28 protein-coding genes and 3 tRNA genes are annotated in these 26280 nt (G+C 73.4%); 24 read left to right on the top strand and 7 right to left on the bottom strand.

Annotated features, from left to right (window positions below; genetic code table 11):
* The first annotated feature begins 202 nt into the window (after positions 1-202).
* From IH25_RS0101425 to IH25_RS0101370, 12 genes are all read left to right on the top strand, one after another.
* The gene (locus IH25_RS0101425) at positions 203-622 is read left to right on the top strand and encodes an NADH-quinone oxidoreductase subunit A (RefSeq protein WP_030601418.1); all 420 of its coding nucleotides are present in this window, start codon (positions 203-205) and stop codon (positions 620-622) included.
* The gene (locus IH25_RS0101420) at positions 613-1218 is read left to right on the top strand and encodes an NADH-quinone oxidoreductase subunit B (RefSeq protein ID WP_030601416.1); all 606 of its coding nucleotides are present in this window, start codon (positions 613-615) and stop codon (positions 1216-1218) included. Before IH25_RS0101425 ends, IH25_RS0101420 begins: the two co-directional genes overlap by 10 nt.
* On the top strand, positions 1215-2729 hold the full coding sequence (locus IH25_RS0101415) for an NADH-quinone oxidoreductase subunit C (protein WP_030601414.1): 1515 nt from the start codon (positions 1215-1217) through the stop codon (positions 2727-2729). The genes IH25_RS0101420 and IH25_RS0101415 overlap by 4 nt, the downstream gene beginning before the upstream one ends.
* Positions 2726-3694, top strand: coding sequence for a complex I subunit 1/NuoH family protein (locus IH25_RS0101410; RefSeq protein WP_030601412.1), 969 nt, complete (start codon positions 2726-2728; stop codon positions 3692-3694). The genes IH25_RS0101415 and IH25_RS0101410 overlap by 4 nt, the downstream gene beginning before the upstream one ends.
* The gene (locus tag IH25_RS0101405) at positions 3695-4252 is read left to right on the top strand and encodes a NuoI/complex I 23 kDa subunit family protein (RefSeq protein ID WP_030601410.1); all 558 of its coding nucleotides are present in this window, start codon (positions 3695-3697) and stop codon (positions 4250-4252) included.
* Complete coding sequence (locus IH25_RS0101400; RefSeq protein WP_030601409.1) at positions 4249-4881, top strand: NADH-quinone oxidoreductase subunit J family protein; 633 nt, start codon at positions 4249-4251, stop codon at positions 4879-4881. Before IH25_RS0101405 ends, IH25_RS0101400 begins: the two co-directional genes overlap by 4 nt.
* A complete protein-coding gene (gene nuoK / locus IH25_RS0101395) occupies positions 4881-5261 on the top strand; it encodes an NADH-quinone oxidoreductase subunit NuoK (RefSeq protein WP_030601406.1) in 381 nt (126 codons plus the stop codon). Before IH25_RS0101400 ends, nuoK begins: the two co-directional genes overlap by 1 nt.
* A complete protein-coding gene (locus IH25_RS0101390; RefSeq protein WP_030601404.1) occupies positions 5258-7252 on the top strand; it encodes an NADH-quinone oxidoreductase subunit 5 family protein in 1995 nt (664 codons plus the stop codon). The genes nuoK and IH25_RS0101390 overlap by 4 nt, the downstream gene beginning before the upstream one ends.
* A 6-nt stretch (positions 7253-7258) precedes the next feature.
* Complete coding sequence (locus IH25_RS0101385) at positions 7259-8833, top strand: NADH-quinone oxidoreductase subunit M (protein WP_030601402.1); 1575 nt, start codon at positions 7259-7261, stop codon at positions 8831-8833.
* The gene (locus IH25_RS0101380; RefSeq protein WP_030601400.1) at positions 8830-10347 is read left to right on the top strand and encodes an NADH-quinone oxidoreductase subunit N; all 1518 of its coding nucleotides are present in this window, start codon (positions 8830-8832) and stop codon (positions 10345-10347) included. The genes IH25_RS0101385 and IH25_RS0101380 overlap by 4 nt, the downstream gene beginning before the upstream one ends.
* A gap of 189 nt (positions 10348-10536) precedes the next feature.
* Complete coding sequence (htpX, locus tag IH25_RS0101375; protein WP_030601398.1) at positions 10537-11397, top strand: zinc metalloprotease HtpX; 861 nt, start codon at positions 10537-10539, stop codon at positions 11395-11397.
* Positions 11394-11786, top strand: a complete 393-nt coding sequence (locus tag IH25_RS0101370; protein WP_030601396.1) for a YccF domain-containing protein — start codon at positions 11394-11396, stop codon at positions 11784-11786. Before htpX ends, IH25_RS0101370 begins: the two co-directional genes overlap by 4 nt.
* Positions 11787-11814: 28 nt before the next feature.
* Here IH25_RS0101370 and IH25_RS0101365 read toward each other — a convergent pair whose 3' ends face one another.
* Positions 11815-13068 carry an APC family permease gene (locus IH25_RS0101365; RefSeq protein WP_030601394.1) on the bottom strand — a complete coding sequence of 418 codons (1254 nt, stop codon included), beginning with the start codon at positions 13066-13068 and terminating at the stop codon, positions 11815-11817.
* Positions 13069-13225: 157 nt separating this feature from the next.
* Between IH25_RS0101365 and IH25_RS0101360 the strand changes: the two genes are divergently transcribed.
* Positions 13226-13492 carry a GlsB/YeaQ/YmgE family stress response membrane protein gene (locus tag IH25_RS0101360; protein ID WP_030601392.1) on the top strand — a complete coding sequence of 89 codons (267 nt, stop codon included), beginning with the start codon at positions 13226-13228 and terminating at the stop codon, positions 13490-13492.
* 129 nt (positions 13493-13621) lie between these two features.
* Here the strand turns inward: IH25_RS0101360 and IH25_RS0101355 are convergent, their stop codons facing one another.
* Entirely contained in the window at positions 13622-14110 is a 489-nt protein-coding gene (locus tag IH25_RS0101355) for a YajQ family cyclic di-GMP-binding protein (RefSeq protein WP_030601390.1), read from the bottom strand.
* 226 nt (positions 14111-14336) lie between these two features.
* Between IH25_RS0101355 and IH25_RS0101350 the strand changes: the two genes are divergently transcribed.
* Positions 14337-14418, top strand: a tRNA-Tyr gene (locus tag IH25_RS0101350).
* Positions 14419-14491: 73 nt separating this feature from the next.
* On the opposite strand, the gene IH25_RS0101345 is transcribed toward IH25_RS0101350, so the two are convergent.
* On the bottom strand, positions 14492-17143 hold the full coding sequence (locus tag IH25_RS0101345) for a SpoIIE family protein phosphatase (protein WP_030601388.1): 2652 nt from the start codon (positions 17141-17143) through the stop codon (positions 14492-14494).
* A 92-nt stretch (positions 17144-17235) separates the two neighbouring features.
* Between IH25_RS0101345 and IH25_RS0101340 the strand changes: the two genes are divergently transcribed.
* The 3 genes from IH25_RS0101340 (at position 17236) to IH25_RS0101330 (ending at position 18617) form a co-directional block, all read left to right on the top strand.
* Entirely contained in the window at positions 17236-17961 is a 726-nt protein-coding gene (locus tag IH25_RS0101340; RefSeq protein WP_030601383.1) for a class I SAM-dependent methyltransferase, read from the top strand.
* A 98-nt stretch (positions 17962-18059) separates the two neighbouring features.
* Positions 18060-18284: a hypothetical protein gene (locus IH25_RS0101335; protein ID WP_030601381.1), complete on the top strand. Its 225-nt coding sequence runs from the start codon at positions 18060-18062 to the stop codon at positions 18282-18284.
* A gap of 120 nt (positions 18285-18404) precedes the next feature.
* Complete coding sequence (locus IH25_RS0101330) at positions 18405-18617, top strand: hypothetical protein (RefSeq protein WP_030601379.1); 213 nt, start codon at positions 18405-18407, stop codon at positions 18615-18617.
* Between the two features lie 20 nt (positions 18618-18637).
* Here the strand turns inward: IH25_RS0101330 and IH25_RS0101325 are convergent, their stop codons facing one another.
* The gene (locus IH25_RS0101325) at positions 18638-19294 is read right to left on the bottom strand and encodes an NAD(P)H-binding protein (RefSeq protein WP_030601373.1); all 657 of its coding nucleotides are present in this window, start codon (positions 19292-19294) and stop codon (positions 18638-18640) included.
* Between the two features lie 121 nt (positions 19295-19415).
* Positions 19416-20687: an amidohydrolase family protein gene (locus IH25_RS0101320; protein WP_030601372.1), complete on the bottom strand. Its 1272-nt coding sequence runs from the start codon at positions 20685-20687 to the stop codon at positions 19416-19418.
* A 266-nt stretch (positions 20688-20953) separates the two neighbouring features.
* Here IH25_RS0101320 and IH25_RS0101315 point away from each other — a divergent pair.
* From IH25_RS0101315 to IH25_RS0101290, 6 genes are all read left to right on the top strand, one after another.
* Positions 20954-21026: transfer RNA gene (locus IH25_RS0101315), tRNA-Thr, on the top strand.
* A 46-nt stretch (positions 21027-21072) separates the two neighbouring features.
* Positions 21073-21145, top strand: a tRNA-Met gene (locus IH25_RS0101310).
* A gap of 90 nt (positions 21146-21235) precedes the next feature.
* Entirely contained in the window at positions 21236-21400 is a 165-nt protein-coding gene (rpmG, locus tag IH25_RS0101305) for a 50S ribosomal protein L33 (protein ID WP_003948671.1), read from the top strand.
* A 174-nt stretch (positions 21401-21574) separates the two neighbouring features.
* Positions 21575-22027: a MaoC family dehydratase N-terminal domain-containing protein gene (locus IH25_RS0101300; protein WP_030601369.1), complete on the top strand. Its 453-nt coding sequence runs from the start codon at positions 21575-21577 to the stop codon at positions 22025-22027.
* A gap of 7 nt (positions 22028-22034) precedes the next feature.
* Positions 22035-22463 (top strand): MaoC family dehydratase, encoded by a 429-nt coding sequence (locus IH25_RS0101295; protein WP_030601366.1) that lies wholly within the window; start codon positions 22035-22037, stop codon positions 22461-22463.
* Positions 22464-22635: 172 nt separating this feature from the next.
* Positions 22636-23691, top strand: coding sequence for a UDP-N-acetylmuramate dehydrogenase (locus IH25_RS0101290; RefSeq protein ID WP_030601364.1), 1056 nt, complete (start codon positions 22636-22638; stop codon positions 23689-23691).
* 54 nt (positions 23692-23745) lie between these two features.
* On the opposite strand, the gene IH25_RS0101285 is transcribed toward IH25_RS0101290, so the two are convergent.
* Positions 23746-24378, bottom strand: a complete 633-nt coding sequence (locus tag IH25_RS0101285; RefSeq protein WP_030601359.1) for an NAD(P)-dependent oxidoreductase — start codon at positions 24376-24378, stop codon at positions 23746-23748.
* Positions 24379-24492: 114 nt separating this feature from the next.
* On the opposite strand from IH25_RS0101285, the gene IH25_RS0101280 reads away from it, so the two are divergent.
* On the top strand, positions 24493-25116 hold the full coding sequence (locus IH25_RS0101280; RefSeq protein ID WP_030601355.1) for a TetR/AcrR family transcriptional regulator: 624 nt from the start codon (positions 24493-24495) through the stop codon (positions 25114-25116).
* 22 nt (positions 25117-25138) lie between these two features.
* On the opposite strand, the gene IH25_RS0101275 is transcribed toward IH25_RS0101280, so the two are convergent.
* Entirely contained in the window at positions 25139-26179 is a 1041-nt protein-coding gene (locus IH25_RS0101275) for an adenosine deaminase (protein ID WP_030601352.1), read from the bottom strand.
* Between the last annotated feature and the right edge of the window lie 101 nt (positions 26180-26280).

Genomic DNA, 26280 nt, shown 5'->3' with positions numbered 1-26280 from the left:
GCGGCCCGTACCGTCCCCGGGCCGTTCCCGGACCGTCCCCGGGCCGTCCCGGGGCCGCCCGGACCGTCTCACGGCGTGACAGGCCGCTTACCCGGTCTTTATCAGGGCCTAGACTCGCGTGCGTACAGATCCTCGAACCACGAGGCATCACCCAGTGCACTAATTCACCACGGTCACGAGGTCAGGGAGCGAGGGACGGACGGTGCGGGAGACGTTGGGGGACTCGGCGGTCGCCGCGGGGCACGTCGTCGCGGCCGGCTACTTCCGGTCCTACTCGGTGGTCGGGCTGCTCGCCCTCGTCGGCGTGCTGTTCGTCGCGGTCGCCTTCGGCGCCGGCCGGCTGCTGCGCCCGGTCGTGCCGACCCCGGAGAAACTGCTGACCTACGAGTGCGGCGTCGACCCCGTCGGCGAGGGCTGGGCCCACACCCAGGTCCGCTACTACGTCTACGCCTTCCTCTACGTGATCTTCGCGGTCGACTCGATCTTCCTGTTCCCCTGGGCGACGGTCTTCGCCGCCCCCGGCTACGGCGCGGCGACCCTGGTGGAGATGTTCGTCTTCCTCGGCTTCCTCGCCGTGGGCCTGCTGTACGCATACAAGAAGGGCGTCCTGGCATGGACGTGAACCCGGACCCCGTCCTCCTGCCCGAGCCCAAGCGGCTGGGAGCGCTGGCGCGGCTGGCGCCCGAGCCGATGAAGGTGGTCCTGAACTGGGGCCGCCGCTACTCGCTCTGGGTGTTCAACTTCGGCCTCGCCTGCTGCGCGATCGAGTTCATCGCCGCGTCGATGGCCCGGCACGACTTCATCCGGCTCGGCGTCATCCCGTTCGCGCCGGGCCCCCGCCAGGCCGACCTGATGGTGGTCTCCGGCACCGTGACGGACAAGATGGCCCCGGCCGTCAAGCGCCTGTACGAGCAGATGCCCGAGCCGAAGTACGTCATCTCCTTCGGCGCGTGCTCCAACTGCGGCGGCCCCTACTGGGACTCCTACTCCGTCACCAAGGGCGTCGACCAGATCATCCCGGTGGACGTCTACGTCCCCGGCTGCCCGCCCCGCCCCGAGGCGCTGCTCCAGGGCATCCTCAAGCTCCAGGAGAAGATCGCCCGCGAGTCGCTCGGGGAGCGCTACGGCGACGGGCCCGCCGGCCGGCCGTCCGCCGCGGCCCTGCAGAGCGGCCTGGTGCGGCCCCCGGCGCCGGCCGGTGAGGAGGGCCCGCGATGAGCACCGCCGCCGGCTGGCTGCCCGCCCCCGCCGAGGAACTCTTCGGCCCGGACGCCACGGCGGAGGAGTCGTACGACCTCCTGACCGTGGACGTACCGCCGTCCGCCTGGCTCACCGCCCTGGAGACGGCCCGTACGACCCTGGGCTGCACCTACTTCGACTGGCTGAGCGCGGTCGACGAACCGGGCACGGGCTTCCGGGTCGCCGCGCACGTCGTCGCCCTGCACCCGGTCCGCCGTCTGCTCGTCCGTACGACGGTCCCGCACGAGGCCCCCGCCCTGCCCTCCGCCACCGGCGTCTACGCGGGTGCGGGCTGGCACGAGCGCGAGACCCACGAGATGTTCGGCGTCGTCTTCGAGGGCCACCCGGGTCTGGAACACCTGCTCCTCCCCGAGAACTTCGAGGGCCATCCCCTCCGCAAGGACTTCGTCCTCGCCGCCCGCGTCGCCAAGGCGTGGCCGGGCGCCAAGGAGCCGGGCGAGTCCGAGCACGGCGGCCCCAAGCGCCGCCAGATGCTGCCGCCGGGCGTCCCCGACCCCAACGAATGGGGCCCCCTGAAGGGCCAGCTCCCCCCGGCCCCGGCCCGCCCGGCCAGGGCGGCGGCGACCCGCGCGGCGGGCGACCGCCCGGTACGCCGCACCCGCTCGGCATCAGAAGGCCCGGCCGGCCAGGCACCCCAGCCGACGGCGACCCCTGCCGAGGCCGCCGCCGCTCCGGGTACGGCGCCGGGGGCCGGTGCTCCCGCGCGACCGCGCCGGATGCGGAGTGCGAGCGAGGGTTCGGCGAGCCAGGCGACCCAGCCGGATGCCGCTGCGCCGGGTACTGCGCCGGGGGCTGGTGCTCCCGCGCGGCGGACGCGGAGTGCGAGCGAGGGTTCGGCGAGCCAGGTGGCCCAGCCGGATGCCGCTGCGCCGGGGCCGGGTACGGAACCGGGTGCGGACGCTCCCGCACGGCCGCGCCGGACGCGGAGCGCCAGCGAGGGTTCGGCGAGCCGGCAGGCGGCCCGGGCCGAGGACGCGGCGCCGCGCAAGGAGGCCGCGGCCGAGGGCGACGCCACGGACGCGGCGGCACAGGGGCCGGCGGAAGGGCCGGCCGCCGAGGCCTCCGTGGCCTACGAGCCCGGCCCCGCGCCCGCCCCGGCGCGCCGCGCCCGCAGCGCCTCGGAGGGCTCGGCCTCCCAGCGCGCCCGCGCCCCGCGCAGCTCGGACGCCCCCTGGCACCACGCCCGCCCGGCCTTCGACGAGCCGGAACCGGCCCCGGAACCGGAGCCACGGAAGGCGACCGAACCGAAGAGCACCAGGCAGCCGGAGAGCACCGGGGAGCCGGAGCGGGTTTCGGAGCCGGAGCCGGAGCCGAAGGGCGACCCGCCGGCACCGGACGACGCCCAGTCGGCCGACCCCGGCCCTGCCGCCGACCCCGGCCACCCCCACGCTCCCCGAACCCCGGCCACCCCCGACGACAACACCCCGGACACCCACCCCGGCACCGACCCCACAGGAGGCCCGCAGTGAACGACGTGCTGGACGTCGCGCTGCGGCTCCTCGTCGTGTTCGCCGTCTTCCTCACCTTCCCGCTGATCGTCGGCCAGACCGAGCACAAGGTGATGGCCCACATGCAGGGCCGGCTCGGCCCGATGTACGCCGGCGGATTCCACGGCTGGGCCCAGCTGATCGCCGACGGCGTGAAGTTCGCGCAGAAGGAGGACGTGGTCCCGGCGGGCGCCGACCGCCGTGTCTTCCAGCTCGCCCCCGCCGTGGCCCTGCTGCCGTACCTCCTCGTCCTGCTCGCCATCCCGATCGGCCCCGGCGAGGGCGCCGTCGGCCAGGTCCTCGACGCCGGCGTGTTCTTCGTCCTCGCGGTGATGGGCGTCGGCGTGCTCGGCTCGCTGATGGCCGGCTGGGCCAGCGCCAACAAGTTCTCCCTGCTCGGCGGCCTGCGCACGGCCGCCCAGCTGCTCTCCTACGAACTGCCGATGCTGCTGGCGGCGGCCTCCGTCGCGATGGCGGCCGGCACCGTCTCCCTGCCCGGCATCCTGCACGCCTTCCACTGGTGGTGGCTGCCGTGGCAGATCGTCGGCGCGATCGTCTTCTTCGTCGCCGGACTCGCCGAACTGCAACGCCCGCCGTTCGACATGCCGGTCGCCGACTCCGAGATCATCTTCGGCGCGTACACCGAGTACACCGGTCTGCGCTTCGCCCTGTTCCTGCTCGCCGAGTACGCCGGCATCGTCGTCCTGTGCGGCCTGACCACCGTCCTCTTCCTGGGCGGCTGGCACGGCCCGTGGGGCGCCGACGGCCTCGGCTGGGTGTGGACCCTGCTGAAGACCGCGATCCTCGCCTTCCTCGTGATCTGGCTCCGCGTGACCTACCCGCGGCTGCGCGAGGACCAGCTCCAGAAGCTGTCCTGGACCCTGCTCGTCCCCCTCTCCCTCGCCCAGATCGCCCTCACCGGCATCGTCAAGGTGGTGATCTCCTAAATGGCCCCCATCCCCGGCTCCGGCCTCGCCAAGGGCCTGGCCGTCACCCTGCGCACGATGACGAGGAAGCACGTCACCGAGCAGTACCCGGACGCCCTGCCCGAGCTGCCGCCCCGCACCCGCGGGGTGATCGGGCTGTTCGAGGAGAACTGCACGGTCTGCATGCTGTGCGCCCGCGAGTGCCCGGACTGGTGCATCTACATCGACTCCCACAAGGAGACCGTCCCGCCCGCCGCCCCCGGCGGCCGGGAGCGCAGCCGCAACGTCCTCGACCGGTTCGCGATCGACTTCTCCCTGTGCATGTACTGCGGTATCTGCATCGAGGTGTGTCCTTTCGACGCGCTGTTCTGGTCCCCGGAGTTCGAGTACGCCGAGACCGACATCCGCGACCTCACCCACGAGCGGGACAAGCTCCGCGAGTGGATGTGGACCGTGCCGGCCCCGCCCGCCCTGGACCCCGGTGCCGAGGAACCCAAGGAGATCGCCGCGGCCCGCAAGACCGCCGAGAAGCTGGCCGCCGCGCAGGCGCAGGCGCAGCCGGGGGAGGGCACGTCATGACGCTCGCCCAGGCGCCGCACGGCTTCCTGTCCCCGGCCGGCGTCGAGATCGCCTTCCTGCTCGTCGGCCTGCTCACCCTCGGCGCCGCGCTGGTCACCGTGACCACCCGGCAGCTGGTGCACGCCGCCCTGTGGCTGGTGGTCGCGCTCGGCGGCCTCGCCGTGGAGTACCTGCTGCTCACGGCCGAGTTCATCGCCTGGGTGCAGGTGCTGATCTACGTCGGCTCCGTCGTCGTCCTCCTGCTGTTCGGTCTGATGCTCACCAAGGCCCCCATCGGCCGCTCCCCGGACGCCGACTCCGGCAACCGCTGGGCCGCCCTGACCGTCGCGGTGGCCTCCGCCGTCGCCCTGGTCTGGGTGGTCGTGGACGCCTTCCGCACCACCTGGATCGACCTGGACGGCCCGGCCGCCGGCACCACCGAGGTCACCGGCGCGAGCCTGTTCCGGCACTGGGTGCTGCCGTTCGAGGCCCTGTCCGTGCTCCTCCTCGCGGCACTGGTCGGCGCGATCGTGCTGTCCCGCAAGGCCAAGGCGGACGCCGAGGGCGAGGGAGACGGCAAGGCCGGGGCTGACGGCAAGGCCAAGGCGGACGCCCTGCCCGCGGCCCCCGGGAAGGAAGGCGCCCGCTGATGCACCTCGCCTATCCCGCCGTACTCTCCGCCCTCCTGTTCTGCACCGGCCTGTACGGCGTCCTCGCCCGCCGCAACGCGATCCTGGTCCTGATGTCGGTCGAGCTGATGCTCAACGCCGTCAACCTCAACCTGGTCGCCTTCGACGTGTGGCTGAGCCGGACCGCGCGGGAGACCCTGCACTCCGGCCAGGCACTGACCCTGTTCACCATCGCCATCGCCGCCGCCGAGATCGGCATCGGCCTGGCCATCGTGCTCGCGGTGTACCGCAACCGCGGCACCTCCGACATCGACAAGCTCCGCGACACCGCCGAGGGTCCCGACGCGGAAGGCCCCGACGGCGACCACCCCGCGGCCGAGAAGGCTGAGGCCACCGCGTGACCACGACCACCCTCGCCGTCCTCGTCCCCCTCCTGCCGTTCCTGGGCGCCGCGGCCGGCCTGCTGCTCGGCCGCACCGCCCCCGGGTTCGTCCGTCCGCTCGCCGTGCTCCCGCCGCTGGCCTCGCTGGTCCTGGCCGTGCTGGTCGCCGCGCGCCAGGGCGGCGGCACGGCCGTGGACGCCCACACCGAGCTGACGCCCACCGGGTCCGTGCCCATCGAGCTGGCCCTGCACATCGACGGTTTCGCCGCGCTCGTCGCCGTGCTGGTCGCCTGCGTCGCGGCCTGCGTGCAGATCTACTCCACCGGCTATCTGCGCGACGACCCGCGCTACCCGTCGTACGCCGCGCTCGTCTCCCTGTTCACCTCCGCGATGCTCCTGGTCGTCTACTCCGGCGACCTGATCGTGCTGCTGGTCGGCTGGGAAGTGATGGGCATCTGCTCCTACTTCCTGGTCGGCCACTACTGGGAGACCCCCGAGGCCCGCGCCGCCTCCCTGAAGGCCTTCCTGGTCACCAAGCTCGGCGACGTGCCGTTCCTGATCGGCCTGTTCGCGCTGGCCGGCGACGCCGGGTCGTTCCGGCTCACCCGGATCCTCGGCGCCGTCACCAGCGGCGGCATCGACCACCCGACGCCGGTGGCGCTGCTGCTGCTCGCGGGCGTCGCGGGCAAGTCGGCGCAGTTCCCGCTGCACACCTGGCTCCCGGACGCGATGGCGGGCCCGACGCCCGTCTCCGCGCTGATCCACGCGGCGACGATGGTCGCCGCCGGTGTCTACTTCATCGCCCGTCTCCTCCCGCTGTTCGAGGCCTCCCGGGCCGCGATGGTGGTCCTCGCCGTCATGGCCGCCGTCACGATGGCCGGCTCCGCCCTCGCCGCGCTCGCCCAGGACGACATCAAGCGCGTCCTCGCCTACTCGACCGTGGGCCAGCTCGGCTACATGACCGGCGCCCTCGCCGTCGGCGACCGCGGTGCCGCCGTCTTCCACCTCCTTACGCACGGCGCCTTCAAGGCGCTGCTGTTCCTCGCGGCCGGCGTGGTCATCCACGCCGCCGGCACCAACTCGCTGGCCGCCATGTCCCGCATGCGGGGCCTGCGCGACCGCGTCCCGGACGCCTACTGGACGATGACCGTGGCGCTGCTCGCGCTCGCCGCGATCCCGCCGTTCAGCGGCTTCTTCTCCAAGGAGTCCGTCCTCGGCGCCGCCGAACACGTCACCCAGGGCCACACCGGGCACGCCCCCGGCGCGGCCGGCTGGATCGTCCTGGTCGCCGGCCTGCTCACCGCCCTGCTGACCGCCGCGTACGCCGCCCGGCTGTGGCTGCTCGCCTTCCGGGGCCGGGGCACCGAGGCACCTGACCACGGCCGTCAGCCACTGACGATGACCGTGGTGCTCTGGGTCCTCGCGATCCCCTCCCTCGCCCTCGGCGGGCTCGCCTACCGCCTCCTGCCCGACTGGTTCGACGGCCGCGATCTGACCCCGACCCTGCTCACCTCCATCCTCGGCACGGGCCTCGCCCTGGTCGGCGGGCTGCTCACCTACGGCGCCTGGCAGCGCGGCACCGCGCTGGCCGCCCGCCCCCCGCTGGGCGCGGTCGCCGCCCACCCCGAGGCCGACGCCGGGCTGGTCGAGGCCGAGGCCATCGCCACCCACCGGCCGGCCTACGGCGACATCGCCTACGCGCCCGACCCGGCGGATCCCGGACGGCTGCTGCTCGGCCCGCTGCACCGGCCCGCCGCGGCGGGCTTCCACCTGGACGCCGTGTACGAGGCGCTGTTCGTCCGCCCGGTGCGGGCCGGGGCGAGCCTCGTGCGGTTCCTGGACCGCGAGGTCGTCGACACCTACGTGCGCGGCGCCGCCGCCCTGCCCCGGCTGCTCGGGGCCGCCGTACGGCGTGCGCAGACCGGCAATGTGCAGACCTATGTGAGCGCGCTGCTCGCCGGCACCGTCGTCCTGGCGGTCGCCGTCCTCCTCGTCGCCACGGGAGCGTGAGCAGGCGTGATCGATATCAACGAGTCCGTGATGCAGTTCCTTCTGGCATTCGTCGTCGCCGGCCCGCTCCTCGGCGCCGTCGCCGCGCTCCTCCCGGCCCCGCCCGGACTGAAGGGGAAGTCGCCGGGGCAGGCCGTGCTGCGGCACGGCGTGACCGTCACCGGCGCGATCCTCGCCGCCGCGATCGTCCTCGCGCTCGGCTTCGACCACGACCATCCGTCGAGGATGCAGGCCACGACCGACATCAGCTGGATCCCCGCGCTCGACGTGCGGATCCACCTCGGCATCGACGGCATCTCCCTCCCCCTTCTGGTCCTGACCGCGCTGCTGACCTTCCTCTGCGCGCTCTACTCCTACTTCAAGCCGCCGGCGGGCCCGGCCCCGAAGGCGTTCGTCGCACTCCTGCTCCTGCTGGAGTCCGGCACCCTCGCCACCTTCGCCGTGCTCGACCTGCTGCTGTTCTTCCTCGCGTTCGAGATGGTGCTCATCCCGATGTACTTCCTCATCGCCCGCTGGGGCGGTGCGGGCCGGACCCGGGCCGCGTGGAAGTTCATCCTGTTCACGCTGCTCGGCTCCGTGGTCATGCTGCTCGGCCTGCTCCTGATCGGGATCAAGGCGGGCACGTTCGACATGGTGGCACTCGCCACTGACAACGGCCGGTCGCTGACCACATCCGTGCAGGTCATCGCGGTTCTGGCGATCGGGATCGGGCTCGCGGTGAAGACGCCGATGTGGCCGCTGCACAGCTGGCTGCCCGACGCCCACACCGCCGCGCCGACGGTCGGCTCGGTCCTGCTGGCCGGCGTCCTGCTGAAGATGGGCACGTACGGTTTCGTCCGGATCGTCCTGCCGGTCGCGCCGGACGGCTTCCGCACCTTCGCGCCGTACCTCGCCGCGCTCGCCGTCGTCGGGATCGTCTACGGATCCCTGGCCTGCCTCGCCCTCGCCCGGCAGGGCGCCAAGGGCGACCTCAAGCGGCTGATCGCCTACTCCTCCGTCGGCCACATGGGCTTCGTCCTGCTCGGCATCGCCAGCACCACCCCGACCGGCGTGAACGGCGCCCTGTTCGCCAACATCGCCCACGGCCTCATCACCGGCCTGCTGTTCTTCCTGGTCGGCGCGCTCAAGGACCGCACCGGCAGCACCGACCTGGACACCCTGGCCGAGGAGACGGGCGCCGCCCTGTACGGCAGGGCCCCGCGCCTCGGCGGTCTGCTCGCCTTCGGCGCGGTCGCCTCCCTCGGCCTGCCCGGCCTCGCCGGGTTCTGGGGCGAGATGCTCGCCCTGTTCGGCTCCTTCCGGCCCGCCGCCGGCCTGAGCCGCCCGGCCTTCCTCACCTTCATGGCGATCGGCGCGTTCGGCACCCTGCTCACGGCCGCGTACATGCTGATCGTGGTCCGCCGCGTCTGCATGGGCGGCGCGGACCGGGAGACGGCGCAGCTCGCCGACGTCCACGGCTACGAGTTCGCCGCCTGGACCCCGCTGGTTGCCCTCACCATCCTCGCCGGACTGTGGCCGAAGGCCCTGCTCGGCCTGACCGACCCGGCCGTGCAGCAGCTCCTCGCAGGAGGCCCCCGATGAGCGCCCAGCCGCTTGCCGAGTCGCTGGTCCAGTCCGTCGACTGGCTCGCGATCGCCCCGCCCACCCTCGCGGCCGTCGTCGCGCTCGCCGTCCTCGTCGCCGACCTGTTCGTGCCCGAGCCCCGCAAGGCCGTGCTCGGCTGGGTCTCGGTCGCCGGACTCGCCGCGGCGACCGCGCTGCTGCTGCCCCTCCTGGACGGCGACCGCGCCACCTTCTGCACCGACGCCCCCGCGCGCGCGTGCAGCTACACCGCCGACCACTTCACCCTCGTCATCCAGTTCCTGGTGCTCGGCGGCGCCCTACTCGCGGCCCTGCTGTCCGTCACCCACCTGGACGACGAGCGGCGGCGCGTCCCGGCGGGCGAGTTCTGGTTCCTGCTGCTGTCCTCCGCGGCCGGCGCCGCCCTGCTGCCCGCCTCCCGCGACCTGGCCACGCTGATCGTCGCCCTGGAGGCCGCCTCCCTGCCCGCGTTCGCCCTCGTCGGCATCCGCCACGGCGACAAGCGGTCCTCCGAGGCCGCGCTGAAGTTCTTCCTGTCCTCGGTCACCGCCACCGCGGTCAGCCTGATGGGCATCAGCTTCGTCTACGCCACCACCGGCACCCTCCACCTCACCCGGGTCGCCCAGCGCCTGACGCACGTCGACGGGCAGCTGCACACCCTCGCCCAGGCCGGTGTCGTGCTCACCCTCGTCGGCTTCGCCTTCAAGACGGCCGCCGCGCCCTTCCACTTCTGGGTGCCCGACACCTACGTGGGCGCGCCCCTGCCCGTCGCCGCCTATCTGTCGGTCGTCGGCAAGGCGGTCGGCTTCTCCGGCCTGATCCTCGTCACCGTCGTCGCGTTCCCGTCGTACGCCGACGTCTGGGGGCCCGCGCTCGCCGTCCTGGCCGCCCTCACCATGACCGCCGGCAACGTCGCCGCCCTGCGCCAGCGGGCCACGCGCGCGTACAGCGCCGTACGGCTGCTCGCCTGGTCCTCCGTCGGCCAGGCCGGCTATCTGCTGGTGCCGATCGCCGCCGCCGGCTACACCAAGGACGCCGAGCGGGCGATCGGCTCCACCGTCGCGTACGCCCTGATGTACGCCGCCGTGAACCTCGGCGCCTTCGCCGTGGCCGCCCTGGTGGGCCGTGGCCGGGCGCTGAACCGGATCGCCGACTACCGCGGCCTGTACGCCACCAACCCGCTCAGCGCGCTGCTGCTGGCCTTCTTCCTGCTCTGCCTGGCCGGGCTGCCGCCGGGCGTCATCGGCCTGTTCGCCAAGGTCACCGTGTTCTCGGCGGCCGTCGACGCGGGCCTCGGCTGGCTCGCGGTCGTCATGGCCGTCAACGTGGTGATCGCCCTCTTCTACTACCTCCAGTGGACGGCCCTGCTGTTCCGCGCCCCCGAGGGCGAGCCCGTCCGGCACCGGGTCCCGGCCCCCCTCACGGCCGCGCTCGCCCTCACCGGAGTCGTCGGCGTCGCCCTGTCCGGAGCGCCCCAGCTGGTCCTCCGGTTCGCGGCCGGCGGACTGTTCTAGGAGTCGGCACGCGCGCGCGGGGCACTCGTCGCGTTCCGCGCGCGTACGGCCGAAAGGGCACGTCACCCGCCCGGCCGGGGCGGGCGGTCGCAGGCGCGCGGGAACTCGTGGGCCCCGCCTCGCGTTGTCGAGGCGGGAGGGTCCACTGGATCGGAGTGATCCCCAGCAGCACGACTTGGAGGGCGCACCGTGCACCGCCGGCACAACGGGCTCAGGACGGCCGTACTCCTCGGGGGGCTGTCCGCACTCATCATCGTCATCGGAGGCTTCTTCGGCCGCACCGGGCTGGTCGTCGCCGTCCTGGTCGCCCTGGGCACGAACGCGTACGCGTACTGGAACAGCGACAAGCTGGCGCTGCGCGCGATGCGGGCCCGCCCGGTCAGCGAGTTCGAGGCCCCGGCGCTGTACCGGATGGTGCGGGAGCTGTCCACGCAGGCCCGCCAGCCCATGCCGCGGCTGTACATCTCGCCGACGGAGGCCCCGAACGCCTTCGCCACCGGCCGCAACCCGCGCAACGCGGCCGTCTGCTGCACCGAGGGCATCCTGCGCCTGCTGGACGAACGCGAGCTGCGCGGTGTCATCGGCCACGAGCTGAGCCACGTCTACAACCGGGACATCCTCATCTCCTCGGTCGCCGGGGCGCTCGCCTCCGTGATCATGTTCCTGGTGAACTTCGCCTGGCTGATCCCGGTCGGCCGCTCGGACGACGACGAGGGACCCGGCCTGTTCGGCATGCTGCTGATCATGATCCTCGGCCCGCTCGCCGCCTCCCTGATCCAGCTGGCCATCAGCCGCTCCCGGGAGTACGAGGCGGACGCCTCCGGCGCCCACCTCACCGGCGACCCGCTCGCGCTCGCCGGCGCCCTGCGCAAGCTGGAGACGGGCACCAAGCAGCTTCCGCTGCCCCCCGAGCCCCGGATCGAGACGGCCAGCCACATGATGATCGCCAACCCCTTCCGCCCGGGCCAGGGGATGTCCAAGATGTTCTCCACGCACCCGCCGATGGCGGAGCGCATCGCCCGCCTCGAAAGGATGGCAGGACAGCAGTGAAGACCATCCTGAACGTCATCTGGCTCGTCCTGTCCGGCTTCTGGCTGTTCCTCGGGTACCTCTTCGCCGGCGTCCTGCTGTGTGTCACGGTCATCGGCATCCCCTTCGGGATCGCCGCCTTCCGCATCGGCGCCTACGCCCTGTGGCCCTTCGGGCACACCACGGTCGAGCGGCGCGACGCGGGCGCGCCCTCCTGCGTGGGCAACGTGCTGTGGCTGCTCCTGGCCGGCTGGTGGCTGGCGCTCGCCCACATCGTCACCGGCGCCCTGCTGTGCGTCACGGTCATCGGCATCCCGTTCGGCATCGCCAACTTCAAGCTGATACCGGTCTCCCTGCTGCCCCTGGGCCGCGAGATCGTCCCCACCGACCGGCCGTTCGCCGCCCGCTGAGCCCACCGCGGGGCGCCCTGGAGAGGCATCAGGCCCCGCGCCGGCCCGCCCACCACCGTCGTACGCCGTAGACCGCCACGCCCAGCACGAGCACGCCCGCGCCGACGGCCACCGAGACCGGCGGCAGCGCGAACGCCAGCGCGGCGCAGCCCAGCAGGCCCACCGCGGGCACCACGCGGGCGCGCGGGGCCGCGCTCAGCGTCCAGGCCGAGGCGTTGGCGACGGCGTAGTAGACGAGCACGCCGAAGGACGAGAAACCGATCGCGCCGCGCACGTCCACCGTCGCGGCCAGGACGGCGACCACCGCGCCCACCGCCGCCTCCGCCCGGTGCGGCACCCGGAACCGCGGGTGCACGGCCGCCAGCGCGCCCGGCAGATGCCCGTCGCGGGCCATGGCGAGCGTCGTACGGGACACCCCGAGGATCAGCGCCAGCAGCGAGCCCAGCGCCGCCACCGCCGCCCCGGCCCGCACCACCGGCACCAGCCCCGGCGCCCCGGCCGCCCGCACCGCGTCGGCCAGCGGTGCCGCCGCGTGCCCGAGCCGGTCCGCGCCGAGCACGCCGAGCACCGAGGCGGCCACGGCCGCGTACACCACCAGGGCGATCCCCAGCGCCAGCGGAACGGCCCTCGGGATCGTGCGCGCCGGATCGCGCACCTCCTCCCCGAGGGTGGCGATCCGCGCGTACCCGGCGAACGCGAAGAACAGCAGCCCGGCCGCCTGCAGCACCCCACCCGGGCCCGCCGGCGGACCGGCGCCCAGCCGCCCGGCGTCCGCCCGGCCCGAGGCCAGGCACACCACGACCACGGCCGCGAGGACGGCCAGGACGACGGCCACGATGATCCGCGTCAGCCACGCCGACTTCTGGATGCCGCCGTAGTTCACGGCCGTCAGCACCACCACGGCCGCGACCGCCACCGCGTGCGCCTGCCCCGGCCACACATACGCGCCCACGGTGAGCGCCATGGCCGCGCAGGAGGCCGTCTTGCCGACCACGAAGGCCCAGCCGGCCAGATACCCCCAGAAGGCGCCCAGCCGCTCCCTGCCGTACACGTACGTGCCGCCGGACGCCGGATGACGGGCGGCCAGCCGGGCGGAGGACAGCGCGTTGCAGTAGGCCACCACGGCGGCGAGGGCGAGCCCGGCGAGCAGCCCGGACCCGGCCGCCCGCGCGGCGGGCCCCGGCGCGGCGAACACCCCGGCGCCGACCATCGACCCGAGGCCCACGACCACGGCGTCCCGCAGGCCCAGCCGGCGGCGCAGACCGGCATCCGTACGTGTCATGCGCCGCACCCTACTGAGCGCGGCAACCGGCGGACGGGCCGCCGGCGTCCTCCTCTTCGACACGGCACGAACACGCGCGCGTGCCGCACACCGGGCCCACGGCGGACAGCCGGGGTGCGGACGGTGCGGGCACAGCGCGGGAGGGCAGGTTCACGGCATGGGCATCATCAGCTGGATCATCCTGGGGCTGCTGGCCGGAGCCATCGCCAAGCTCCTGCTGCCGGGCCGCGATCCGGGCGGCTTCATCGGTACGACCCTCATCGGCATCGCGGGCGCGTTCCTCGGCGGCTGGATCTCGGCCCGCTGGCTGGACCACCCGGTCGGCAAGCACTTCTACGACGGCGCGACCTGGGCGGCGGCCATCGGCGGCTCCCTGGTGCTGCTGATCGTCTACCGCATCCTGTTCGGCAACTCACGCGACTGATCCGGCGACGCGGTCGACCGGACAAGACCCAACGCGACCGGAGGCGACCGAACGCGGCCGGAGGCGGTCCTCGGGCAGCACGGAAGGGCGGGTACCCCACGGCACCCGCCCTTTCCGCGTTCCGTTCGCCTAGCGGTAGTTCACGAACTGCAGCGCGAAGTCGAAGTCCTTGCCCTTCAGGAGGGCGATCACGGTCTGGAGGTCGTCGCGGCTCTTGGAGCTGACGCGCAGCTCGTCACCCTGGACCTGCGCCTTGACGCCCTTCGGGCCCTCGTCGCGGATGATCTTCGCCACCTTCTTGGCGTTCTCCTGGGAGATGCCCTCCTGGATCGACGCGAAGATCTTGTACTCCTTGCCGGAGAGCTGCGGCTCGCCCGCCTCCAGCGCCTTCAGGGAGATGCCGCGCTTGATGAGCTTGGACTCGAAGACGTCGAGGACGGCCTTCACCCGGTCCTCGGAGTTCGCCTCCATGAGGATCTTGTCGCCGGACCACGAGATCGAAGCCCCCACGCCCTTGAAGTCGTAGCGCTGCGAGATCTCCTTGGCGGCCTGGTTGAGGGCGTTGTCGACCTCCTGCCGCTCGACCTTCGAGACGATGTCGAAACTGGAGTCGGCCATGTCCTGTGGCTCCTTGTATCGGGGTGCGTATGGGGTGGGTGCCGGCGCGCGGCGGCGACCGCCGGGCCCGGTGGGGCACCGGGCCGCATCCGCACCAGCCTAGCCACCCCGCGCCTTGGGATGCGGAGATCAACCGGGTGGCGAAGCACCCCCGTGCATCGGGTATTGTTTACGTCGTTGCCGGGGAACACCGCCGCAAGCGGGGTTCGAAACGGCAGCGATACCCGGCGGTGTGCCCGAGCGGCCAAAGGGAGCAGACTGTAAATCTGCCGGCTCAGCCTTCCCAGGTTCGAATCCTGGCGCCGCCACACGGGAACGAGAGCCCCGTGACCTGCGATACGCAGGTCACGGGGCTCTCGTCATGCGTGGGCAGGGGCCTCGTCATCGGTGGTCAGGGCTCTCGTCGTACGCGGGTCGGGCCGGTGGGCCCGGGCGCAGGGCCAGCAGGGCGATGTCGTCGGTGGTGTCGCGGCCGAACCGGAGGACCAGCTCGTCGCAGAAGACGTCCAGCGGGGCCCGCGCCTGGGCGGCGGTGGAGCGGCGGAGCCTGCCCATGGCCTCGTCCAGCGACTCACCGCGGCGCTCGATGAGGCCGTCCGTGAAGAACAGCAGCGTGGAGTGCGGCGGCAGCAGCTCCCAGGCGGACCGGCGGGGCAGCTGCGGGTCCATCCCGATCAGCAGGCCCCGGCCCGCGTCCAGGTAACGCGTCGCGCCCTCCTCGGTGGTCAGCAGGGGCGGCAGATGGCCGGCCGAGGAGTAGTGCAGGTACGTCGTGCGGCCGTCGCTCTTGACCAGGCCGTACACGCAGGTGGCGGTGGACTGCCGGTTCAGGGTCTGGCTCGCCAGGTCCAGGCGGCGCAGGACTTCCTCGGGCGGTTCCTGCCGGTCGACGGCGATACCGCGCAGCATGTTGCGCAAGGTGCTCATGGCGACCGCGGCCTGGAGATCATGACCGGCCACGTCCCCGATGACCAGCACGATGTCACCACCCGGCAGCGTGAAGGCGTCGTACCAGTCGCCGCCGACCTCCGCGGTGGTGCTGGACGGCACATAGCGGGCGGCCAGCTCCAGATGGTCGGCGCGGGGCAGTTCGGGCAGCAGCGCGCGCTGGAGGTGTTCGGCGTTGGAGCGGGCGTGCTGGTGCAGACGGGCGTTGTCCACCCCGAGCGCGACCGCGCGGACCAGCTCCCCGATCAAGGGGACGTCTTCCTTGGCGAACGGGTGCCCGGCCCTGGTACGGACCATGGTCAGGGCCCCGAAGACCGCGCGCTCGGCCCGCAGCGGAGCGACGACCGCGCTGTTCGCGCCCAGCCGCTCGACCAGGTCCCGCTGCCGGGTGTCCAGGGGGCTCAGCGGGTCGTCCGGCGGGGCGATGTCGGTGACCAGCAGCGGGCCGGCGCCGCGCAGCACCCTGGGCAGCGAGTCCTGGGTGATCTCGGACGGCGGCGGGATCATGCCGAGGTGATTCCCGGACACCGACACGTGGGGGTCGCGGTGCACGACACAGACCCGCTCCAGCCGCCCCTGTTCGTCGACCAGGTCCGCCATGCACCAGTCGGCCAGGCTCCGGGTCAGGACGTGGCACACCCGGCGTAGCCGCTCCTCCGGATCGAGGGTGCTGGTCAGCGCTATGCCGGTGTCGGCGAACAGGGACAGCCATTCCGGCGCCGCCGTCTCCGTGCCCAGCGTCCTCGTCTTCCTGGTGGTGGTCGGCAGGCGCACCGGGCCCGGCACCGGCCGGGTGGCGGGGCGGGCGTCCCCGGGGGCGTCCGGCGGGACGGGGGGAGCCGTCGTCGTGGTGAGCTGGGCGACGAACACGGTCCGCCCGTCGATCGCCTCCTGCGCCTGGATGGTGAGCCGGATCGGGACCACCCGGCCGTCCTGGCGCAGCGCGGGAACCGGTATCGGGCGGCCCAGGATGCGGGACGCGCCGGTGAGCAGCAGCGAGGTGAAGGCCGACACATGGCGCCGGCGGAGGTGTTCGGGCATGAGCACGGTCAGCGGCCGGCCGACGAGAGCGTGCGCCGGCCAGCCCAGCAGGCCCGACGCGGCGTCGTTCACCGCGACGATCCGGTTGGTGTCGTCGGCCGCGACGGTCGGCACGAGGGCCGACTCCACCTCGCTCGCGTCCCAGGGCGCCAGATCCGTCGGGTTGGCGCCCGGGGCGCCGGTGACCTGGGTCCACGAGGCGGGCTGCCCGCCGGACAACTGACCGGTGATCTGGTCGAGCAGCCAGTGCCGGAAGGCCCGGATGTGCGGCAGGGGCGGCAGGGCCAGCAGGCTCTCCTGCTGCGCCGCCGTGTCGGCGGCTTCGAGGACCCGGCGCAGCGTCGTGATGCGGGGCGTCGCGTCCGCCGCGAACGCCACCCGCAGCGAGAGCGTCGAACTGTCGGGGGTCTCCTGCTCCACCGCCGCCGTCATGGACGCGCAGATCATGCTGCTCGTGTCCTGGGCGACGGCGAGGTCCTCCGGGCACACCCCGGCCCAGGAGGCGCCGGACCGGGCGAGGAACAGCTCGCGCAGCAGGCCCTCCCACTGCTGCTGGGCCGCCCAGTAGAGGGCGTACGGTACGTCGTTCAGCGTCACGGTGACGGTCCGGCCGGGCGGTGCCACGGTCTCCCACGCGGACGCCGGCGGCGCCGGTGCCTCCGGCCACACCTCGAACCAGACCGTCTTGCGGTCCCTGCCGCTGTGGACGCCGTGGCTGGTGGCCAGCTCCTCGACCAGGGCCAGGCCCCTGCCGGTGGAGGCGTACAGGTGGCGTGCGTGCGGCACCAGCCCGTAGTCCGGGCGGTGATCGCTGACCCGCACATGGGCCTGGCCCTCGACGGTCCAGGCCTCGACCTCGATGCCGGTGCGTGCGTGGAGGACCGCGTTGGTCACGAGCTCGCCGGTCAGCAGCTCGGCGGTGTCCACCACGTCCGGCACCAGACCGCCCAGCACCGACCGTACGAATCTCCGGGCCACCACGACGTTCTCCGGCGACGGAGCCAGGCGCCGTGCCGGAGCTCCCGGAGGAATCGGGCTGCCCATACCGGCTGGGTGCCCAGAACCCCGCACCTGAACTCCGCCCGCCCGGGAAAACCGCTCGCCGGCCGGGCCCGGCGCCGCGTACGTTCGCCCGCATGGCCGACGACTGCTTCGCGCATCCACGCCTCGCCGCCCTCTACGACCCGCTCCACCACGGCCGCACGGACCTCGACGCGTACCTGGGCATGGCGGAGGAGTCCGGAGCGCGCCGCGTCCTGGACATCGGCTGCGGAACCGGCGTGTTCGCCCTCCTTCTGGCCGACCGCGGCATCGAGGTCGTCGGCGTCGACCCGGCCCGGGCCTGTCTGGACGTCGCCCGGGCGAAACCGGGCGGTGAGCGCGTCCGCTGGATCCACGGCGACGCCACCGGCCTGCCGCCGCTCCGGGCCGACCTGGCGACGATGACGGGCAACGTCGCCCAGGCCATCGCCGACCCGCACGCGTGGCGGGAGACGCTGCGCGGAGCCCGGGAGGCGCTGCGGCCCGGCGGGCGGCTGGTCTTCGAGACCCGCGATCCGGCCCGGCGCGGCTGGACGGAGTGGACCCGTGAGCAGTCGTACCTCGTGACGGAGGTCCCCGGCGCCGGAACGGTCGCGTACTGGGTCGAGCTGATCGAGGTGAACGGGCCGCTGGTGACCTTCCGCCAGAGCTACGCCTTCGCGGCGGACGGACAGGTGCTCACCTCGGACTCGACGCTGCGCTTCCGGGAGCGGGCGGAGGTCGAGCGGGACCTGCTCGCGCACGGCTACGCGGTGGAGGAGGTTCGTGACGCCCCCGACCGACCGGGAAGGGAGCTCGTCTTCGTGGCCCGCCGCCCATGAACTCCGAAACGGCCACCACGCCCGGCCTCGCGGGGACAGTCAGGGGCCGGACGACCGGCCCGGGTGCGCGTCGGGGTGGTCCGGACGATGCTGGAGCCATGGCCGGGAAGCGTCCCATCATCGTGCACCTGCCGTCCCCGACCGGCGGTCGCCGGGTGCGGGTGGACGGCGAGATCCTCGGCCTCGCGCACAACGTGCGGGACCTCGTGGAGTTCCTGCGCCGGGCGGGGCTGGAGATGGAACCGGAGGAGGTAGCCGACTCGCCGCTGATCGACTGGCGCGGAGTGGGCCCCGACCGGTGGGAGGCGGAGACCCGGACCTGAGCACCGGCGACCACACCCGCCCCGCGGAACTCGCCCCGTCAACGCGTCCGTTCCGCGCCCGCCCGTACGCGACCTGACGGCCGGTCGAGGTCCCGGCGTGCCGGCGGGCACACTGGCGGTATGTCCTCCCGACGCAGAACCTGTCCCGTGTGCCACCGTGACATCGCCGTCGTCGCGGGCCGCTTCGCGCGCCACGACCCGCCCGGGGCGCGGACGAACGGCGACCTCGTCTCCTGCGCCGGATCCCGGCGGCCCGCGCAACTGGGTGCCGCCCAGCCCTCCTTGGACGGCTACGTCCTGCCGGACTTCCCCGGCCAGCTGCCCCTGTTCTGAGCCCGCCGTCCCGGGTCCGCTCAGTTCCCGGCCACCGACTTGACCGCGACCGACACCGGCGTGGAACCGCTGATCAGCTCCAGCGTGAGGCCGGCCGTCGCGGGGGTGTCCACCAACTCCGCGAGGACGGCGGCGACATCGTCCCGGGGGATGGACCCGCGCCCGGTGTGCGCCTCCATGCGGACCAGTCCGGTTCCCGCATCATCCGTCAGCGCGCCGGGGCGCAGGATCGTCCAGTCCAGCGCCTCCTGACGGGTGATGTACGCGTCGGCCTCGCCCTTGGCGCGCAGATACGCGTCGAAGACCTCGTCCCCCTGATGCGCGGGGTCCGCGCCCATCGAGGACACCACCAGAAAGCGCCGCACGCGCGCGCGTACGGCCGCGTCCGCGAACAGCACCGCCGCCGCCCTGTCCACCGTGTCCTTGCGGGCCGCGCCGCTGCCCGGACCCGCGCCCGCCGCGAAGACCGCCGCGTCAGCGCCCTGCAGATGCGCCGCGACCTCCTCCAGCAGCGCCGACTCCAGGTCCAGCAGGACCGGTTCGGCGCCGGCCTCGCGCAGGTCGTCACCCTGCTCCGGGGTGCGGATGATCCCCGCGACCTCGTCACCGCGCGCGGAGAGCAGGCGCTCCAGCCGCAACGCGATCCGACCATGACCACCAGCGATGACTATGCGCATGACTCCGACCGTACGCCCGAAGGGCCACGCCCGCCGCACGAGTCGACCGGCGTGACACCGGCCCGCGTACGAGCGTCGGCACGCGCGCGTGCGTCACTGCCGGACCTCGCCCGCCGCCCCCTCACGACAGCTCTCCGCGGCCCTGGCGGGGCAGCCCCGGTTCCCCCGTCCCCGTCGAGTGGCAGTACTCGCGTACGGCGCTCGTACGGGCCACCACGCGCCCCTGGTGCACCACGATCCGGCTGTAGGCCAGGGACAGCGCCCCGGCCAGCCGGTCGCCGCGTACGGCCAGCAACTCGGCCGGGAAGCCCGCCTCCACCCGCATCTCGGGCAGGCCCAGCGCCGCACGGGCCGAGGCGGACACCGCGTCGTAGGCGTCCTCCGGGCGCAGTCCGTGGGCGGACGCGAGGAGGTACGCGGCCTCCAAGGGGTCGCCGCGGCCGACGGGGTTGGAGACGTCGCGCAGGGCCCCGCTCCCGGCCGCCACCCGCACCCCGGCCGCGCGCAGCAGCCGTACCGGTGCCGTGCCCCGCCGGCCGGCGCCGCCGCAGCCGCCCTGGGGCAGGCAGACCACCGTCACGCCGGCCGCCGCGAGCTGGTCGGCGGCGCGCGAGGCGAGCTGGGCGGGCAGGCGCGCGAGACCGGCGCACGGTCCGATCGTCACGCCGGGGCGCAGGCCCCCGGCCATGGCCGCGAGCCGGGCGAGCCGGGCCGGGTCGGCGGCGTCGGTGTGCAGGTCCACCGCACAGCCGTGCGCGGCGGCCAGCTCCAGGACCGCCTCCGCATAGCCGGCGGGATCCGGGTCCAGGTCCGGGCAGCCGCCCACCACGGACGCGCCCATCTTCACCGCGTCCCGCAGCATCGCCAGCCCGTCGGCCCCGGCCAGCCCGGTCAGCAGCCGGGGCATCGCCACCGTCGTCAGCTCCGCGAGCCCCCGCAGCGAGTGCCGGGCCCGCAGCACCGCGCCGAGCGCGCCGAGCCCCTGGACGTCGCCCACGCGCACGTGCGCGCGCACCGCCGTCGCACCGAGCCCGAGGTGCAGCAGGGCCGCCTGGGTCGCCCGGCGCTGGACGTCCTTGGGGGCGTACGACACCGGGCCGGGGTGCTCGGCGGACAGCGCGGTGTCCCCGTGGGCGTGTGGTTCGGCCGGGGCCGGCAGCAGCAGATAGCCGCTCAGGTCCACGCGCGTGACCCCTGTGCGCGCCGGGCCGGGCGCGAGACTGCCGGCCGTGCCCACCGCCTCGATGCGCCCGCCGCCGAGCCGTACGTCCACGGTCCGGCCGTCGGTCAGCCGCGCCCCGCACAGCAGCAGGGCCGGGCCGGACGGCCCCGGGACCCCCGGCGGGCGCGGCGGGTTCGACGGCGGTTGCGGCTGCGGCTGGCTGTCGGGCATCGCGCTCCAGGGTCGGGCGGGAGGGGCTCGGGCGGGCCGGCGTGAGGGCGGGGCGCGTGGGTCGCCCCAAGATCACGCAGGGCGAGTCGAGCCTAGGCTCGTGAGCCGCGCGGATCCGGCAGGAGCGCAATAGTCGTACCGGCGTGGTCCGCCCTTGCCGGGCCCCCCGCGGGGGGCTGCCGGACGGGCCGCGAAGGGCACTCCGGCGGGCGGCGGGATACGGATTTGGGCGAACGGCGGCGGACCGTGTAATGTCTTCATCGCTCGCCCCAATAGCTCAGTCGGCAGAGCGTCTCCATGGTAAGGAGAAGGTCAACGGTTCGATTCCGTTTTGGGGCTCTGGTGTGAGAGGTTCCCGCCGCAAGGCGGGAGCTGATCTCATCAAAGCGGTGTAGCTCAGTCGGTAGAGCAAGCGGCTCATAATCGCTGTGTCACCGGTTCAAGTCCGGTCACCGCTACTGACAGTAGCCGATTGCGGGGTCGGTCCTTCGATCGGCTACTCTTTCTTGCGTTGAACCAGTCCATCCGTTCGTCTTAGGAGCACTCACGTGGCTGCCACCGACGTCCGCCCGAAGATCACGCTGGCCTGCGTGGAGTGCAAGGAGCGGAACTACATCACCAAGAAGAACCGGCGTAACAACCCGGACCGTCTTGAGATGAAGAAGCACTGCCCGCGTTGCAACGCGCACACCGCGCACCGCGAAACGCGATAAATTCAGGCTCGTTCGTGAGGCCGTCCCCTTCCGAGGGGGCGGCCTCACGGCGTTTCCCCGGCTCGTCCTCCGTAGCGACTCCGTAGCGAGCGCCCCAGCGGCCCCGTGCGCATTCCCCGGCCGGTTTCCGGCTAATTTGGGGCCATCACAGCAAAGATCAGGAGGTGCCGGGCCATGGCGCTCGACCAGTCCTTCGTGGGACGGACCTACCCGCCCACCGCGCCCTATGAGGTGGGCCGGGAGAAGATCCGCGAGTTCGCCGAGGCGGTGGGCGAGACCAACCCGGTGTACACCGATCCCGAGGCCGCCAAGGAATTCGGCTACCCCGATGTGATCGCCCCGCCGACCTTCGTGTTCTCCATCACTTTCCGGGCCGCCGGACAGGTCGTCCAGGACCCGCAGCTCGGCCTGGACTACAGCCGCGTGGTACACGGCGACCAGAAGTTCGCCTACGCCCGCCCGGTGCGCGCCGGCGACCGGCTCACGGTCACCTCCACCATCGAGGCGATCAAGTCCCTCGCGGGCAACGACATCCTGGACATCCGCGGCGAGGTCCACGACGAGTCCGGCGAACTCGTCGTGACCGCCTGGACCAAGCTCGTGGCCCGCGCGGCCGAGGAGGCGTGAGGATCCGATGACGGCGAAGATCGCGTACGACGAGGTCGAGGTCGGCACCGAGCTGCCGGCGCGGAGCTTCCCCGTGACGCGCGCCACGCTGGTGCGCTACGCCGGTGCCTCGGGGGACTTCAACCCGATCCACTGGAACGAGAAGTTCGCCAAGGAGGTGGGCCTGCCGGACGTCATCGCGCACGGCATGTTCACCATGGCCGAGGCGATCCGGGTGGTCACGGACTGGACCGGGGACCCGGGCGCGGTCGTGGAGTACGGCGTCCGCTTCACCCGGCCCGTCGTCGTCCCGAACGACGACCAGGGCGCGCTGATCGAGGTCAGCGGCAAGGTCGCGGCCAAGCTGGACGACCACACCGTCCGGGTGGACCTGACGGCTATGAGCGCCGGCCAGAAGGTGCTGGGCATGTCCCGGGCGGTCGTACGCCTGGCCTGACGGGTCCGGAGCAGAGGTAAGGGGCGTCCTTGTCGTGAGGGCGCCCCTTACCTGTCGCGTTACATGTCGCGCGCCTTACGTGCCGGTCCGCCTTCGCGGCCCCGCAGGCCGACCGCGGGCAGGGGTCCCCGCCTGCCCGGCCCCCTCGGTGACGTCTCGTACGCTTGGCCCCGTGCAGGTACTCCACGACGCCCCCCTTGCCCCGCTGACCACCTTCCGGCTGGGCGGCACCGCTACCCGGCTGGTCACGGCCGGCACCGACGCCGAGGTGATCGCCGCGGTCCGCGAGGCCGACGACAGCGGCACGCCGCTGCTGGTCATCGGCGGCGGCTCGAACCTGGTCATCGGCGACAAGGGGTTCGACGGCACCGCGCTGCGCATCGCCACGCGCGGGTGCGAACTGCGCGGCACCACGCTGGAGCTGGCGGCCGGCGAGGTGTGGAGCGACGCCGTCGCCCGCACCGTGGAGGCCGGGCTCGCCGGGATCGAGTGCCTGGCCGGCATTCCCGGCTCCGCGGGCGCCACGCCGATCCAGAACGTGGGCGCCTACGGCCAGGAGGTCTCCTCGACGATCACCGAGGTGATCGCGTACGACCGCCGGGCCGGCGAGACCGTCACCCTGACGAACGAGGAGTGCGCCTTCTCCTACCGCCACAGCCGCTTCAAGGCCGACCCGGACCGCTATGTCGTCCTCCGGGTCCGCTTCGAGCTGGAGGACGCGCACGGGCTGTCCGCGCCGCTGAAGTACGCCGAGACCGCCCGCGCGCTCGGCGTGGCGACCGGCGACCGGGTGCCGCTCGCCGACGCCCGCGCGACCGTGCTGAGGCTGCGCGCCGGCAAGGGCATGGTGCTGGACCCCGAGGACCACGACACCTGGTCCGCCGGTTCCTTCTTCACCAACCCGATCCTCACCGACGAACAGTTCGCCGCCTTCCACGCGCGCGTGCGCGAGCGGCTGGGCGAGGGCGTCGAACCGCCCGCCTACCCGGCGGGGCAGGGCCGTACGAAGACCTCCGCGGCCTGGCTGATCGACAAGGCGGGCTTCACCAAGGGCTACGGCACCGGGCCCGCCCGCATCTCCACCAAGCACACCCTCGCCCTGACCAACCGGGGCGAGGCCACCACGGAGGACCTGCTCGCCCTGGCCCGCGAGGTGGTCGACGGGGTCCGCGCGGCCTTCGGCGTCACGCTCGTCAACGAGCCGGTGACCGTCGGCGTGAGCCTGTAGGGACGGGTCTCGCGAATCTGTGGGGACGGGTCTCGCGCGAGCCGCCGTACCGGCTCAGTACGCCACTCCCACGCCCTGCCGCACGGTCTCCTTGGCGTCGATCATCGACAGCATCGCGTGCGCGACGTCCGCGCGCGCGAGGAAGCGGCCCTTGACGGGGGTGCCGCCGACGACCGTGCGGTAGCGGCCGGTGAGCGGCTTGTCCTGGAGCCGCGGCGGCCGTACGCACGTCCAGTCGGTGTCGCTGCGGGCCAGATCGGCCTCCATCTCGCGCAGATCGGCGTACACGTCCTTCAGGACCGCCGACACGATGCCCCGCACCGCGCGGTCCAGGGGGCCGTCGCCCTCGGGGGCCGGGCCGACCGGGCTGGCGCTGACCACCAGCAGCCGGCGCACCCCCTCCGCCTCCATGGCACCGGTGATCGCACGGGTCAGCCGCGCGGTCACCCCGTCGGCCTTGCGGCCGCGCGGCCCCAGGCCGGACAGGACGGCGTACCGGCCCCGGACGGCGGCGCGCAGCTCCTCGGGGTCGTCCAGGCCGCTGCGGACGACCTCCAGGCGGTCCCCGGACACCGGGAGCCTGGCGGGGTCCCGGACGACCGCCGTGACCTCGTGACCGGCGTCCAGGGCCTGGCGGACCAGCTCGCGGCCGGTTCCCCCGGTGGCGCCGAAAACAGTGAGCTTCATGGTGACTTTCCTCCCGTACCCCGCCCCGACAGCGGGTGGGTGAGCACTCACTCACCCCTCCCCCTCCTAGAGTGGGTAAGCACTCACCCACCCGTCAAGGCCGAGAGGAATCCCATGGAGCCCGTGGAGACGAAGCCCGCGCGTGTGCGCATCCTCGACGCCGCCCACGAGCTGATGCTCACCGTCGGGCTCGCCCGCGCCACCACCAAGGAGATCGCCCGCGCGGCCGGCTGCTCCGAAGCGGCCCTCTACAAGTACTTCGACAGCAAGGAAGAGCTGTTCGTACGGGTCCTCACCGAGCGGCTGCCCCGGCTCACCCCGCTGCTCGACGGCCTCGCCGCCGCCCCGGGACGGGCCACCCTGGAGGAGAACCTCACCGAGATCGCCCGGCAGGCCGCGCTCTTCTACGAGCAGAGCTTCCCGATCGTGGCCTCCCTGTACGCCGAGACCCACCTCAAACGGCGCCACGACGACACCCTGCGCGCCCTCGGCTCCGGCCCCCACCTGCCCATCCAGGGCGTGGACGCCTACCTCCGCGCCGAACAGGCCGCCGGCCGGGTCCGCGCCGACGCCGACACCTACGCCGCCGCCTCACTCCTCCTGGGCGCCTGCGCCCAGCGGGCCTTCGCCTACGACGCCACCGAGACCGGGCGGCGGCCCCCGGTGGACGAGTTCGCCACCCGCCTCGCCCGGACCCTGCTCGGCGGCATCCGGACCCCGCAGGACCCCGCCACGTGATCCCACGGCCCCGCCGGGCGGCCTAGGCGGCCGGACGGGCCAGCCAGTCGTCCACGCCCGCCAGCAGCCGCGCCTTGTCCTCCTCGGGCGCGGCCGAGCCCCGCACCGACTGCCGGGCCAGCTCGGCGAGCTCCGCGTCCGAGAAGCCGTGGACGTGCCGGGCGATCTCGTACTGCGCGGCCAGCCGCGAGCCGAACAGCAGCGGGTCGTCCGCGCCCAGCGCCATCGGCACGCCCGCCTCGAAGAGGGTGCGCAGCGGGACGTCCTGCGGCTTCTCGTACACGCCGAGCGCCACGTTCGAGGCCGGGCACACCTCGCAGGTCACGCCCCGGTCGGCCAGCCGCTTCAGCAGCCGCGGGTCCTCCGCGGCCCGCACCCCGTGCCCGATCCGGGAGGCGTGCAGGTCGTCCAGACAGTCCCGCACCGACGGCGGGCCGGCCAGCTCGCCGCCGTGCGGGGCCGACAGCAGACCCGCCTCGCGGGCGATGTGGAAGGCCCGGTCGAAGTCCCGCGCCAGACCCCGCCGCTCGTCGTTGGAGAGCCCGAAGCCGACCACGCCGCGGTCCGCGTAGCGCACCGCCAGCCGGGCCAGCGTGCGCGCGTCCAGCGGGTGCTTCATGCGGTTCGCGGCGACCAGGACGCGCATGCCGAGGCCGGTCTCCCGGGAGGTCGTGTCGACCGCGTCCAGGATGACCTCCAGCGCCGGGATCAGACCGCCGAGCCGGGGCGCGTACGACGTCGGGTCCACCTGGATCTCCAGCCAGCCCGAGCCGTCCTTCAGGTCCTCCTCCGCGGCCTCCCGGACCAGGCGCTGGATGTCCTCCGGGGTGCGCAGGCAGGAGCGGGCCGCGTCGTACAGCCGCTGGAAACGGAACCAGCCCCGCTCGTCCGTGGCGCGCAGCCGGGGCGGATCCCCGCTGACCAGGGCGTCCCTCAGCGTGTCGGGCAGCCGTACGCCGTACTTGTCGGCCAGCTCCAGCACGGTCCCTGGTCGCATCGACCCGGTGAAGTGCAGGTGCAGATGGGCTTTCGGCAGCTCAGAGAGATCACGTACACGCTCCATTCCCAGATCCTGCCGTACGCCACCGCCTTCCCGGTAGCCGTTTCACCGTAGGTGGGCTTGCCCGCACACACGAACGGGCCGCCTCCCCGCAGGGAGACGGC

This window comes from Streptomyces achromogenes subsp. achromogenes (genome assembly GCF_000720835.1).
Classification (GTDB): Bacteria; Actinomycetota; Actinomycetes; order Streptomycetales; family Streptomycetaceae; genus Streptomyces; species Streptomyces achromogenes.
Note: the sequence above shows the minus strand (reverse complement) of the source record. Positions and strands in the feature narration are given on the sequence as shown.